Consider the following 13,395-nt stretch of genomic DNA (forward strand, 5'->3'; position numbering starts at 1 on the left):
GTCGCAGTGGCGCGGTTACGGCAAGGTCCGCGTGCAGACCGGCAGCAGCCAGGCCATGTCGACGCAGGCCGACCACTACTTCCTGCGCGGCATGGACGGCGACCGCACCGACCCCGACGACAAGACCAAGACCCGCGGCGTCACCGTGCCCGACGGCGAGGGCAACACCCTCACCGACGACGAGGCGTGGGCCGGGTTCGAGTACCGCAGCGAGACGTTCGACAGGCCGGGCGGGAAGATCCTCGCCAAGTCCGTGAACACGCCGTGGAAGAAGGAGACCGCCAAGCGGGTCCGCGACTGGGGCACCACCACCGCCAACCTCACCGGCACCAGCCGTAACCGCGTCTTCACCTATCTGGACGCGCAGGGCACGTGGCGCGAGACCCGTGCCAACACCACCCTCGACGACCTCGGCCGCCCCGTCACCATCGAGGACCTGGGCGACACCGGGAACGACGGTGACGAGACCTGCACCCGGGCCACCTACGCGGACGGCGAGTGGATCCGTACGGCCATGATCCACACCGAGACGGTCGCCGCCACCTGCGCGGCCGAACCCGACCGGGACACCCGCGCCGACGGCACCTCCGTCGTCCTCGCCGACACCCGCACCCGCTACGACGGTCAGGCGTACGGCGCAGCCCCCACCAGCGGCCTCGCCACCATGACGGAGACCCTCAAGTCCCGTACCGGGCACAGCGCCACCTACCTCGACAGCACGGCCGGCTACGACGCCTACGGCCGCCCGCTGACCGCCACCGAGCTCGCCTCCACCAGCGTCTTCGACCCCGACGACGCCGCCAAGGCGCCCAGCACCACCCCGGCGGCCGCTCCCCGCACCACGACGACGGTGTACACACCGGCGACCGGGCGCCCCACCAAGGTCGCGGTCACGGGCCCTCCGGCCACCGCCGGCAACGCCGCCACGGCCCAGTCGACCACGTCCTACCTCGACCTGCTGCGCGGCGTTCCCTACATCACCACCGACGCCAACAACCTGCGTACCGACGTCGAATACGACGCGCTGGGACGGCCGTCCAAGGTGTGGATGCCCAACCGCTCCAAGCTGAACAACCAGTCGCCCAACCTTCAGTTCCGTTACGTCAACGCCGACAACACCATCCAGTCGGTGGCCACGCTCACGCTGAACAACGACGGTTCGTCCGACACCAGTTACACCCTGTACGACGGTCTGGGCCGGGTCCGCCAGACCCAGTCCCCGGGCCCCGACGGCGGGCGCCTGCTCACCGACTCGTTCTACGACGAGCGCGGCCAGGTCCGTCTCGCCTACGCGCCGTACCACAACACCGCAGCGCCGAGCGGTTCGCTGTTCACGGTGGTCGACGCCGACGGCATCGAGACCCAGACCGCGACCGAGTACGACGGCCTGGGGCGGCCCACCAGGTCGACCCTGCTGTCGGGCAACGGCACGGGCACCCCGCTGGCCACCACCACGACGTCCTACGACGGCGACCGCGTCACCGTCACCCCGCCCAAGGGCGCCACTCCCACCACCACGATCAGCGACGCCCACGGGCGCACGACCGAGCTGCGCCAGTACCAGGCCGCCAACCCGGCGGGTCCCGGAGGCCCGTACGACAGCACCACCTACCGCTATGACGTGGCCGGGCACATGACCGGCCTGACCGGTCCGCAGGGCGCCCAGTGGTCCTGGGCCTTCGACCAGCTCGGCCGCCAGACCAAGGCGGTGGACCCGGACAGCGGCACCAACACCAAGACGTACGACGACCGCGGTGAGGTCACCACGGCCACCGACGGGCGCGGCAAGACCGTCGCCAGCGTCTACGACAACCTGTCCCGCCTCCTGGAGACCCACGACGGCTCGGCCACCGGCCCGCTGCTGACCTCGCAGACCTGGGACAAGGTCAAGGGCCAACTGGCCACGTCCACACGGCATGTGACCGTCGGCGGCAAGGACTACCCGTACACGACCACGGTCAACAGCTACGACCCGCTGTACCGGCCGCTCAAGACGACCCTGACGGTTCCCTCCGTTCCGGGTCAGGAGGCTCTGGCCGGCGACTACGCGACGGGCACCAGCTACAACCTGGACGGCACCGTCCAGGCGACGTCCTACCCGGCCGCGGGCAGCCTGCCCACCGAGACGGTGGCCTTCACCTACAACAAGCTCCACCAGTCCACCGCCGTCGGCAGCAACCTGTCGGCCTACCTCGCGGGCCAGACCTACACCCTCACGGGCAAGCCCTACCGCTCCACGCTGAACGCCGGCGGCACCACCACCACGATCACCAACGGCTACGAGCAGGGCACCCAGCGCCTCTCGGTGAGCCGCACCGACACCGAGAACACGGCCGTACCGGCCCGCGCCAACGCCTACACGTACGACGAGGCGGGCAATGTCACCGAGCTGAGCGACGTCTCGCGCACCGGCACGGACCGGCAGTGCTTCCAGTACGACTACCTGGCCCGCCTCACGGAGGCGTTCACACCCACGGACCCGGCCTGCCCCGCCACCCCTGACGGCGGCAAGCTGGGCGGCCCCGCCCCGTACTGGTCCAGCTACACCTACAACACGGACGGCACCCGCAAGTCCGAGACTCGGCACGACGTCACGGGCGACGCGTCGAAGGACCGGTCCCGCACCTTCACCTACCCGGCGCCGGGCGCCGCCCACCCGCACGCCCTGCTCTCCACCGGCACGACGACCGGCAGTGGGCCGTCGACCACCGACTCCTACGCCTACGACGACTCGGGCAACACCACCCGCCGCACGCTGAGCCCGAGCGCGGCCCTCTCCAGCGACCAGTCGCTGACCTGGGACACGGAAAACCACCTGGCCAACGTCGCCGACACCGTCCGGACGACGAGCTCCGGCTCGACGGTGACGACGAAGAAGAGCACGGACTACGTCTACGACACCGGCGGCAACCGCCTCACCGGCCACACTCTCGACACGGCCGACCCGGCCGCCGAAAGCACCACGCTCTACCTGGGTGCCTCCGAACTGACCCTGCTCAAGGGCGCGTCCAAGCCGACGGCCACCCGCTACTACCCGCTCGGCGCGGCCACGGCCGTCCGCACCGACGACAACAAGGTCACCTTCCAGGCCACGGACCAGCACGGCACGGCCGACACGAGCATCAACGCCACGGACGGCGTCGCGACCCAGCGCCGCACCACCCCCTTCGGCGAGGACCGCGGCACGCCTCCGGCGAGCTGGGCCGGCACGAAGGGCTTCGTCGGCGGAACGAAGGACGCGGCGACGGGTCTCACCCACCTCGGCGCCCGCGAATACGACCCGACCACCGGCCGCTTCACCAGCGTCGACCCGATCCTGGCCCCCCAGGACCCGCAGTCGCTCAACGGGTACGCGTACAGCAACAACAACCCGGCGACGCTGAGCGACCCGACGGGGCTCTGCCCGGCCGACTTGTGCGGCTACGGAACTCCGAAGGGCGACGGCTCGGGCGAAATCATTACCGAAGCTCCCGTAGACCCCGGAAACCCCAGCGCGGGCTACTGCCACAAGGGCAGTTGCAAGGTCACCGACACCACGGGCACTCTCCGCCACAGCAAGGGGCGGCACGAAGTCTTCCCGGGTGTAACGGTGCCGGACGGATGGAAGGGCGAGGAAAAATTCACCCAGAAGCTCTATGACCTGATTTCTCAAAACGACTATAGCTGGCAGGCTTGGCTGGCCGATAGGAGCAATCCTGATACCCAGGCCCAGCTACGGCTTATGGTCTATCAGGCTTGTACTCGCATGCATGGGGCGTGCCCCAAAAGCATGGTCCTCCAAGCTGTGGGGCATGAGGGTTCCCTCGCTGCTCTGATTGGGCTGGGCGAAGCCGGGTTCCGTGGTGCCGGAGGCGTGGGGGCGAAGCTCGGAGGGCAAAAAGGGGCGGCTGCAGAGGTCGAGGAAGAGGCTGGCACCGTAAACCCGGGGTGTGGAAGCCCTAACAGTTTTCCAGCCTCCACCGAAGTGTTGCTTGCAGACGGTTCCAAAAAGGCCATAGACAAGCTGCAGATCGGAGACGAAGTTGTCGCTACTGATCCGGAGACCGGGGAATCGGCGGCACGCAAGGTCGATGCCACCATCCTCACTCCGGATGACACCGACTTCACGATCCTGACTGTCAGGGATGGCGCTTCGACAAGCACGGTCACGGCAACGGATCACCATCCCTTCTGGTCACCGAGCGCCCACGCGTGGATCGACGCCGGCGACTTGAAGCCCGGCATGACGGTCCGCTCTGCTAAGGGTGACGCGCTTCCGGTCACGGGCGTCAAGCACTTCACCAAGCTGCAACCGGCTTACAACCTCACCGTCGGCGATCTGCACACGTACTATGTACTCGCCGGGACCACGTCGATCTTGGTCCATAACACCGCTTGCCCGATTGATTCGGTTCCCGGGCCAAACGGGGAGTCGCTCCCATTGCCGAAGGGGGCGACTGGGGTGCCCGTCGATACGGGGAAGGGTTTCGCGTACGATATTCCGTCCGGCACGGAGGGGCTTGACTCGCGAGTGACGCAGGTCCGGATAATGGATCCGGTCACAACTGGCAGGTATCAGTACCCGAATGGGTATGTGGTCTACATGAACAAGGCAGGGCAATCAGTGAATCCGCTAACTGGGCAGACAATCGCCAAGTCCAGTCCCTTCAATCACCTTCCCTTGCCATGATCACGGCGGAAGACCTTATCTGGACGCCCGGCCGGGCGTCAGGGGTCCCCGGCCCCGACATGGATCCGCTTATCGAGAAGGACGCACTTCAGGAGGCGCAGCTGCTTGACCTGCGCGTACACGCGCTGGATTCAACGGTGGGTCTTCTATTCGAGCTGCGGACGGCATTGCAGTTCGAATATGGAAATGCGGCTGTTCTGGTTGTTCGTGGAGTGCAGACGTCTAATTGGCGGGCACTCCAAAGAGGCGGAGAGAGGACAGCCTGGAGCGTGATTGGAAGTGAGATGCGCTCAGGGTCTGGCCTTCTGGATCTTAATATCACGTTCTCTCCGAGTTCCTCGACTGAAATTCGTGGAAAGAGCGCAGAGTTCTACGTGCTTGACGTGCCGGAAATCAACGAAGTGCCGCCTGACTACTGCTCCGATGGGGATGCTCGTATCAGGAGTGGGTTGCCTGGGTGGGGCTCGCCTTTCACGCTCCTCCAAGCTTCCTATCTAGAGGGACGAGGAGAGTAGAAGAAATTCTGGGGCCCCACCGGATTTGATTCCGGTGGGGCCCCAGGAGTGTCTGACGGCAGTAGTTGACGGCAACGTCAGTGGACGGGTGCTGCACAAAGCGGTGGCTCATCGCCGTCGTCGGGCCGGGCGGCGGGTTCGGTGGGGTTGCGGAGGGCGTTGCCGAGGAGGTCGATAGCGTCGCGTTGGAGGCGGAGTCGGACGTGGGCGTACACCGTCGCGGTCACCCCGATGTGGGCATGGCCCAACAGCTCCTTGATCACGACGAGTTCGACGCCCTGCTCCAGGAGGAGGGTGGCCGCCGAGTGCCTCAGGTCGTGGAAGCGGATGCGGCGGAGGGTGGCGCGGCGGAGCAGGGTGTTGAAGTGCCGGGTGAGGGTGGCTCCTTCGATCGGGGAGCCGTCGGGCCGGGTGAAGACGTAGCCGCTCGCCTCCCAGCCCGTGCTCGCCGCCTCGCGTTCCTGGCGCTGCCGGTCGCGGTGCTGTTCGAGGGAGCGCAGGCACGGTGTCGGCAGGGCGATCCTCCGCTCCGAGCTCTGAGTCTTGGTCGGCAGAGCGACAAGGCCGCCGGAGTTGGTGCGCTGCAGGGTGCGGCGGATGCTGGCGGTCCCGCTGGCCAGGTCAAGGTCTTCCCAGCGCAGGCCCAGCAGTTCGCCCTTACGCAGACCGGTGTGCAGCGCAAGTTCGAACAGCGCGCTGAGCCGGTGCCCGTCGGGTGGCGGTGAGGAACGCTCGGGCTTCTTCGGCGGTGAGGGGTTCGAAGCGGCGGGGTCGGGGTGTGCCCATGCGGACGTTGCGGGCCACGTTGCGCGGGATCTCCTCCTCGCGCACGGCGTGCTCCAGGGCCGACTTGAGCACCGAGTGCACGTAGGCCAGCGTCAGCGCGGACAGCCGCCTGCGGCAGCATGTCCTGACAGCGCAGCACTTCGGCTGGTCGCGGGCGGCGTCGAGGCCGCGTGTGCAGCATTGGCAGGTGGTGCGGAGTTGGTCGAGCCAGGTGCGGACGTCCTTGGCGGTGAGCTTGGCGAGCTTCTTCTTACCAAGGCCCGGGATGACGTAGAGACGGACGACGGCGGTGTAGCGGGTGTGCGTGTTCTCGCGGAGCCGGTGGACGGCGACGGTCTCCAGCCAGTAGGTGAGGAATGCACCAACGCTGCCCTGTGCGGAGGGGGCGGGGATGCCGCGGTTGCTGGTGGCGATCTTCTCGGTCAGCTGGGCCAGGGCGTCCTTGCGCGTCGTGCCGTAGACGTGGATGCGCTTGCGGGTGTCGCCGGTGGTGAGGACGTACCCGGCGGCCTCCCAGCGTCCGTCCTTGCGCTGGTAGACGGTGCCGTCGCCGTTGGCGCGGATCCTGCGCGAGCCGGTGCTGGGGGTGGGGTTGGTGTCGGGGGTGGTCATCAGGCTGCCTCTTCGAGGTTGTGGTGGATGAGGGCGGTCAGGGCGTGGGCGGGGATGCGTCGGGCGCGGCCGAGGGTGATGGAGGCGAGTTGGCGGGTGCGGATGAGGTCGTAGACGGTGGAGCGGCTGATCTTGAGGCGGGCCATGACCTCGGGGACGGTGAGGAGTTCGGTGTCGGCGTTCACGCGACCGCTCCCGCCTGGACGGCGGCGGTCAGCGGACTGGTGGAGTGACCGGCCCGGTCGCTGGAGCGCCGCGCCTGCCGGGGACGGCTCGGGTGCTCGGGTCGAAAGCTCGGTGTAGCGGTCAGTAGGTCGGCGAGGTGGGCGAGTTCGGGCAGGAGGCCGGTTCCGGCGTACTGCCAGTGCGAGATCACCAGGGTCGTGTCCGCGTCGCCGGATCGCCCGTGCCTCTCGTGGTGACCGGTGCGGTGACCGGGGCCGGGGTCGGTGTGACCGGCGGTCAGGTCACGGCTGTCGTCACGGTCACCGTGCCGGTCAGTGACCGGCCGACCCTCACGCACCGGTCCCTGCTCGGCGTTTCGGCCGACCAGGGCCGGGTCGGCCGCCGTCGGGGCAGCGGTGGCATCGTCTTGGCGGGTGCGCCAGGCGGTGCGTTCGGCTCGAAGGTGGGCGAGGGTGATGGAGTAGCGGCGGGTGCGGGTGGAGAAGTGGCCTCGGAATCCGAGCATGTGGGCCCACTGCCGCAGGCGGAGGTGGGCGTACTGGGGCTGGGTGCCGAGGTGCCAGGCGGTGTGGATCATGCGGCGGGCGTGGTCGGTGAGGTCGTACTGGGCGAGTTCGGCCAGGAGGCGCAGGCGGCGGTCGAGGGTGCCGGTGGTGGTCTCGGCCCCCTTGGTGGCGTACTTGGCGATGTAGGCGGCGACGTGCCGGTCGGTGACGGGGGCGTCGCCGGCGAAGTCGGTGCTGCGGATCGCGCGGACGTCGATCTGCCGACCGAACCGGAACACCGAGGACCCCGGCGGCTGAGCCCCGTCGGGCTCCCCGGCCCCGGAGGGGCGTTCATGCTGGATGCGGGTGCGCTTCGCGGCGGCGCGGACGGCGTGGTCGAGAAGGCCGGTGGTGGCCCAGGAAGGCGGGGCAGTGGTCGGGCCGGTGGGTCCGTCGATGCGGATGACGGTGTGGAAGTGGATCTGGCCGCGCTTTTGGTATTCGGCGACCTTGGCGTTGGAGAGTGTGGCGTGGTGGCGCAGGGTGCGCTGGGTCAGTCCGGCGGCGTTGGCGATCTCGCGGCGCAGGTGGGTGGTGAAGCGGGCCCACGGGCGGGGGCATGGGCGTTCCACAGGACCGCGCCGGTGTAGTCGTACCGCTGCAGGTTCAGCGGCGTGCCGAGAGCGGGTCAACGTCGCCGTGCCGGGTGCCGCAGGCACAGGGGGCTGTGCCGGGCTGGTTGTGGACGGCACCGAAGCCGGGGGCGGTGAGGGTTGCAAAGACGCGGGGATGGGCGGCGACGGTGGCCGGGACGGTCTTGCCGCCGCGTAGTCCGGCGGCGATGAGCTGGTAGGTGTCGTAGCGGTAGAGGGTGGAGCAGGCGGGGCAGCGGGTGGCGCGGCGGTTGCCGCAGCGCACCAGGAGTTCGCCGGCGGGCAGGTGGCGGGTGTCGAAGTGGTCGAGGATCTGGCCGGTGGCAGCATCGACGCGGGTGCGGTGTCCGGTCATGCGGATCGGGCGGGCGCAGCCGCCCAGCGAGCCGATCTGCCGGGCCAGGGGCGCGAGGTGTCCGGCGGCGGCGAGCTCGGCCAGCCTGGCCGTCAGCCGCGCCCGGCGTTCCAGCGCCGAGCCCCTGTTCGCGGACACGTTGGCCTTCCTGCTGTCCGCTGGTGCGGTGAACGGCGCGTTCGAGTGCGTGGAGATGGTTGCGGGGGTGGGGAGTTGGAGCTGTGCGGGCATGGGGACAGACCTCCGGCAGGAGTCGGGAGAAGAAGGGAGATGGCTGAGGGACGACCCTGTGGTCAGCACACGGGAGAACGGTGTGCGGAAGGGCGGGTGCGGAGGGTGGGCCGGGGGCGTCTGGCCTGGTCAGCGGTGGTGCTCTCCAGCGGTGCGTGAAGGTAGTATCGCTTCAAGCGCGCATTCAAGTGCATCCCTCCTCATCTGTTTCGGTGGGCGGTTGGGATGCGGGCAGTGTGGACCCGGCTTTCCGTTTTGGACGGGCCGGAAATCGGTGATAGAGGCGCAGAGAGGGTGGGTGACCTGCGATGACGACGGGACGGCAAGGGCGCAGAGCGGCGGGGAGTACGGTGCTGCTGACCTTCGAGGTCATCGCCGAGGCACTGCGGGGGCGGATCCGCTCCGGCGGGCTGAAGCCGGGGGACGCGCTGCCGACGCAGGCGGTACTGATGCGCGAGTTCGGGGCCTCCAGCCTGTCCGTGCAGAAGGCTATGGCGCTGCTGAAGCGGGACGGCTACGCGATCTCCCGTCCCGGCAAGGGCGCCTTCGTCGCCCAGCCTGACGTCGACACCGACGAAGACCCCGGAACGCAGGAGGTGGGGAACGCGCCCGCTGGAGGGATGGTGGCCCGCGTCGAGGAGCTGGAGCTGGTACTCGCCCAGACGCTCGAACAGCTCGCTGGCCTGCGGGCCCGCGTAGATGCACTGGAGGCGGGCGTCACCACGTGAGGCTGCTGAACCTCGGCCCCTGGACGGCCCGGGGCCGAGGCGGTGCGTCCAGATTTTCTCTACGAGGTTCGAGGTTCAAGGCGGGCCCCGCCCGCTGGAACCGGCCCGATGTCGCCGACTGGTCCTGGGTCGGACCAGCACCCGAGGTCGTCACGGGCGTCGGCGATCAGCGGTCCGCCACGTTGTGAGCGGTGCTCGACTGGTGCCCGGTGGGAGCAAGTTGTGGGGTAAGGACTCCCGGCGCCTTGCGGAGCAAGTTGTCCCGTTGGATATCCCAACGGGCTCTCCAGCGGGAAGCGGGGCTGACCCGGGGGCGGGTCATGCGTGCTGGGTGGGGCCGGGCTGCCGGGCAGTCGCCCGTGAGCAGGTCAGTCCGTCGCCTTGGGGTGGCCGGTGCCGGCATAGGTGATCCAGGCGGTGCGGTTGGCATCATCGAGCAGGTACCAGATACGTCCTCCACCGGTGACTTCGTACTGCCAGCGTTCCAGAGCTTGCCCCTTGTAGGTGGTGGTACCGAGTTTGCCCTTGAGTCGGTGCTGGCGGTCGGGGATGTCGGCGGCGCGGGGAGTGGCGCGGATCCGCTCGAAGGCGCGGCGCAGGTTGCCCGGTGCCTGGCGGCTCAGGTGTTCCCAGCCGTCGGCGGCCTCGGTGTTGGCGAACCGGAGGTCGTACTCGTCGCTGGTCGGGGGTGGCGCGGCCCGGTCTCCGCGCTTGGGGCTCACTCCGCTGCCCCGGGCGCGGGGACGGGACCGAGGTCGCCCTCGGGTTCACGGGTGAGCAGTGCGTGCAAGGCGGGGTCCGCATAGATCTCGGCGCTGTGCCTCCACTGGGCGAGCAGCAGTGCGATCGGTGAGAGGTTGTCCAGGGCCACCGCGCCGCGCGCCGTGTCGACCAACTCGGCGAGCAGGGTGTCGATGTCCTCGGCGGGCAGGAAGGTGCTCCAGGGGAGGGCTTCGGGCAGCGCCTGGCGCAGGGCGCCGATGTTCTCGGTCCGGACCAGCCCGGCGAGCAGGCGGGAGGTGAAGTCCACGACGGTGGTGTCGCGCTCCATTTGGTCGACGCGCATCAGGGCCAGGTCCTCCGCGTCGCGTCTGCGCAGCCGCAGCGCGCGGACGGCGTCGAGCCGACGCGTAGTCGCGGCGGGATGGTGGAGAAGCTCGCTGAAGGGCATGTCCTCGTAGGCCGCAGTCATGACATCCACAGTAGCTCGGATGTCAATCGATGGATAGATGGCGCGGCGGTTCACTCTCCCCCAATGGACTAGACCTCTGACGGCAGTAGTGACGGCAACAACCACGCACACCAGCGCACATCGGCACACGTCGACGGACCGTTATATAGCCGCTGACCAGGTAAAACGCAGGTAGCGAGCGACCGCAGGCCACACGTACTATGTGCTGGCGGGAAAGGCTTCGGTACTCGTTCACAACTCCGGGTGCAGGCCGGGGATTTCCACACAGTACGAGAAAGCTGGCGATCTCGATAAATGTACTGAGGGGCAGAAGACTCGGGATCCAGCGTCTCAGTGGTATCACGAAGAGCTGAGTAACAAGGAACTCTTGGACGGGATTAACAATCCTGACGAGGGAGACGGAATTCTTGTCTCACCTGATGGCAAGATTCTTGGAGGTCATCACCGATGGGACGAAGTTCGAGCAAGGGTCGCTGACGGGCGAATGAGCCCAGATACTTCAATCCGTGTCGACGTCTATGGTGGGGGGTAGTAATCAGATGACTATGATTAATTCGACAGACCCGGACTTTCGAGTGTGCCAGATCGGTTTCGAGAATCTGATCGAGATTCAGTTGGAGGCGGAGGAGCAAGGCTGGGCGACTCGATGGACCTCGGTGGACGCGCTCCGCAGTCAGGTCAAGGAACAGCCTGTGCTTCTTCAATCGCTGATGCGAGAGGAGCGCGGAGGGGTTGTACGGGCCTACCGATGCCTCCTACTGCTCTCCTTGGATGGCGGAGATGCTGGCGGAATAGCCACAATCGATCTTGGCCCGGCACGGTTCGAGTCGCTGGAGCGGCTCGATCGAGACCCAGATGTTCGAAATGCGCTTGCCCGCATTTTCTTTCTGGCGTTGGGTGGGATTTCGTCAGTATCGAAGAAGTAGTGAGATCTGTCGATGTTCGCAGGGAGATTATCGAAATCCGATTGAAAGGGTGATCCCTTGATGGCCATTTAGAATGACCGCTGTGAGGATGGAGAACTCAAGATTCCGATGTATGGAATGGGGCTGACTTACCCATCGGCAGCCTCGGTCCGAGGATCGAAGAAGGCTCTGCCGGAGATATTTCTGGTAGACCCTTCGGGGTTGATTGACGGCAGTGATGGACGGCAGCGTCAGCGGAGGGGGGTGACGCAAAGGGGTGGTTCATCGCCGTCGTCGGGCTCGGCGGTCTGGACGGGCACACGGAGGATGTGGTGTGGCTAGGGCGGTTGATGGCGTCGCACTGGAAGCGCAGCCGGACGCAGACAATGGCGGTGACGTCGATGTGGGAGTGGCCGAAACGTTCCTCGATGACAACGAGTGCGACGCCCCCCTGTTCCAGCAGAAGGGTCACCGTGGCGGATCCTGGCCAGACGGAGCACAGCGTTGAAGAGCCCATTGAGGGCGGACCCTTCGATCGGGAAGCCGTTGGGCCGGGTGAAGACCTAGGCCCTGCCCTGCGAGGCGTCCCGCTACCGGTGGTGTGGTGGGACGGGGCTCTGCCAACAGCGCCGCAGTACTCAGTCCTGAGATTCGGTGAAGTCCTTACTCGTCGGCGAGGGGTCTCTCCGAGAACAGCGCGAGAAGCCGTACCTAGGTGAACCATCTGACAAGAAGTAGCAACGGCAGCACATCGGACAACCACGGACCCTCACGCGCCTTACCGCGCCAACGAACCGCACTTAGCCTGTGAAAAGAGGTCGAAGGCTTCGCTTAGCACACGTACCATCTGCTGCCGGGTGGGAAGCTGATCCATCAATATGGGGGTAATGGTGTCAGATACGAGTGATCTCAAGCGGGGTCGCGCCGCTTATCTTGGTAGCCGTGCGCGTAGTGCGGCCACCTTCGATCTGGATGCTCGTTTTCCTGATCAGGTCTTCAGGAATGGTGGGGCGGGCTCGTTGTTCTGTGAGTTCGACGCGGTGCTTTCGTCGGAGTTCTGGCCGGCGCTGTGCACGATGGCTCGTTGGCATGGTGATGACCATGTCGAGCTGCTGGTTCTCGAACCGGACGGGGACGACTTCTACGTCCCGCAGGGGCTGGGGTACCCGGCGGTTTCCTTGTCCGTCGAGGCCGGCGCGGAGGACTACTGGGCGGCCATCGGGTTCGAGCCCGATGGCGACGCCCTGCATGCGATCTCGATCACGGCGAATGTCGTCGCGTTCACCGGAGCGTCCGGTCGCTGGGGGTGCTGGGGGGAAAGGGATCCCGAGGTGGCGGTGTTCCAGGGGTTCCCCGACGCGGCCGCGCGACGCGAGTGGTGCGCGCGATTCGGGCCCTTCCTTGATGTGTCCGGTGCGTTGGAGTCGTATCTGCCCCTGGCATTCCCTGGGCGGCGGGTTGTTCCGGACGCGTATGCCGCAGCCCTGACCGCCAACTACGGGAATCGGGGCACGAGGCTGCCGTAATGGTGGGCGGTCGCGTCGTGCCGCTCCCAGGGCGCGTGCCGCCGCACCTCCGGGTCAGTCGAGTCGCTTCGCGAAGCAGCGGCTCGAGTCGTACGTGCGGTAGTGGCCGAACTTTTCGCACGGCTCGTAGCCGGTCGACCTGTACAGGGTGATGGCTTCCGGCTGCTTTATGCCCGTCTCCAGGACCATGCGGGTGCGGCCGGCCGCTCGGGCGTCGGCTTCCAGGGCGGCCAGGATGCGGCGGGCCAGGCCTTGGCCCCTCGCCTCGGGGACGACGTACATCCGCTTCAGTTCCGCGTCGCCGTCGCGGTAGTTCTCCTCGTTCGCCTCCTGGCCGCGCCAGCCGCCGGTCGCCACCGGGCGGTCCTCGGCGTCGTACGCGATCAGGTACAGGCCGCGCGGCGGCAGGAACATCGCGGGTTCCAGGTAGGTGACGTCGCCGCCGTCGCCGTACCGCTCGACGTATTCGAGCTGGACCTGGTCGTTGAGCTTCACGGCGTCGGGGTGGTCGTAGGAGAGGGAGCGGATAGTCATGCGTTGTATCGTACTTCT

At 67.3% G+C, this 13,395-nt stretch carries 8 protein-coding genes and 2 pseudogenes; 4 read left to right on the plus strand and 6 right to left on the minus strand.

All coding sequences use genetic code 11. The annotated features are described in order from the left end of the window. Positions 1–31 precede the first annotated feature (31 nt). Positions 32–4,669 (plus strand): polymorphic toxin-type HINT domain-containing protein, encoded by a 4,638-nt coding sequence (locus tag OG432_RS20095; RefSeq protein WP_328312341.1) that lies wholly within the window; start codon positions 32–34, stop codon positions 4,667–4,669. A 592-nt stretch (positions 4,670–5,261) separates the two neighbouring features. Here OG432_RS20095 and OG432_RS20100 read toward each other — a convergent pair. The 3 genes and pseudogenes from OG432_RS20100 to OG432_RS20110 all read right to left on the minus strand — a co-directional run bounded on the left by OG432_RS20100 (position 5,262) and on the right by OG432_RS20110 (position 8,261). Beyond that, a pseudogene (locus tag OG432_RS20100) lies at positions 5,262–6,582 on the minus strand (tyrosine-type recombinase/integrase). Further along, positions 6,582–6,767 (minus strand): helix-turn-helix domain-containing protein, encoded by a 186-nt coding sequence (locus tag OG432_RS20105; protein ID WP_328312342.1) that lies wholly within the window; start codon positions 6,765–6,767, stop codon positions 6,582–6,584. The pseudogene OG432_RS20100 and the gene OG432_RS20105 overlap by 1 nt, the downstream one beginning before the upstream one ends. Continuing rightward, positions 6,764–8,261 (minus strand): annotated as a pseudogene (locus OG432_RS20110) (replication initiator). The gene OG432_RS20105 and the pseudogene OG432_RS20110 overlap by 4 nt, the downstream one beginning before the upstream one ends. A 539-nt stretch (positions 8,262–8,800) precedes the next feature. On the opposite strand from OG432_RS20110, the gene OG432_RS20120 reads away from it, so the two are divergent. Then, positions 8,801–9,220 (plus strand): winged helix-turn-helix domain-containing protein, encoded by a 420-nt coding sequence (locus OG432_RS20120; protein WP_328312345.1) that lies wholly within the window; start codon positions 8,801–8,803, stop codon positions 9,218–9,220. Positions 9,221–9,588: 368 nt separating this feature from the next. Here the strand turns inward: OG432_RS20120 and OG432_RS20125 are convergent, their stop codons facing one another. After that, positions 9,589–9,942, minus strand: coding sequence for a hypothetical protein (locus OG432_RS20125; protein WP_328312346.1), 354 nt, complete (start codon positions 9,940–9,942; stop codon positions 9,589–9,591). Beyond that, a complete protein-coding gene (locus OG432_RS20130) occupies positions 9,939–10,412 on the minus strand; it encodes a hypothetical protein (protein ID WP_225446715.1) in 474 nt (157 codons plus the stop codon). Before OG432_RS20130 ends, OG432_RS20125 begins: the two co-directional genes overlap by 4 nt. A 506-nt stretch (positions 10,413–10,918) precedes the next feature. Here OG432_RS20130 and OG432_RS20135 point away from each other — a divergent pair. Together OG432_RS20135 and OG432_RS20140 are read left to right on the plus strand one after the other, a co-directional pair. Continuing rightward, positions 10,919–11,338 (plus strand): hypothetical protein, encoded by a 420-nt coding sequence (locus OG432_RS20135; protein WP_328312347.1) that lies wholly within the window; start codon positions 10,919–10,921, stop codon positions 11,336–11,338. An 866-nt stretch (positions 11,339–12,204) separates the two neighbouring features. Beyond that, the gene (locus OG432_RS20140; RefSeq protein WP_328312348.1) at positions 12,205–12,843 is read left to right on the plus strand and encodes a hypothetical protein; all 639 of its coding nucleotides are present in this window, start codon (positions 12,205–12,207) and stop codon (positions 12,841–12,843) included. Positions 12,844–12,897: 54 nt separating this feature from the next. Here OG432_RS20140 and OG432_RS20145 read toward each other — a convergent pair whose 3' ends face one another. Then, entirely contained in the window at positions 12,898–13,377 is a 480-nt protein-coding gene (locus OG432_RS20145) for a GNAT family N-acetyltransferase (protein ID WP_328312349.1), read from the minus strand. Positions 13,378–13,395: the final 18 nt, after the last annotated feature.

The sequence above is a fragment of the Streptomyces sp. NBC_00442 genome (genome assembly GCF_036014195.1).
Classification (GTDB): domain Bacteria; phylum Actinomycetota; class Actinomycetes; order Streptomycetales; family Streptomycetaceae; genus Streptomyces.

Bases quoted from the DNA above. Each gene is read 5' to 3' on its own strand.
- OG432_RS20140 (WP_328312348.1), top strand. From the start codon at position 12,205: ATGGTGTCAGATACGAGTGATCTCAAGCGGGGTCGCGCCGCTTATCTT.
- OG432_RS20145 (WP_328312349.1), bottom strand. From the start codon at position 13,377: ATGACTATCCGCTCCCTCTCCTACGACCACCCCGACGCCGTGAAGCTC.
- OG432_RS20130 (WP_225446715.1), bottom strand. From the start codon at position 10,412: ATGACTGCGGCCTACGAGGACATGCCCTTCAGCGAGCTTCTCCACCAT.
- OG432_RS20120 (WP_328312345.1), top strand. From the start codon at position 8,801: ATGACGACGGGACGGCAAGGGCGCAGAGCGGCGGGGAGTACGGTGCTG.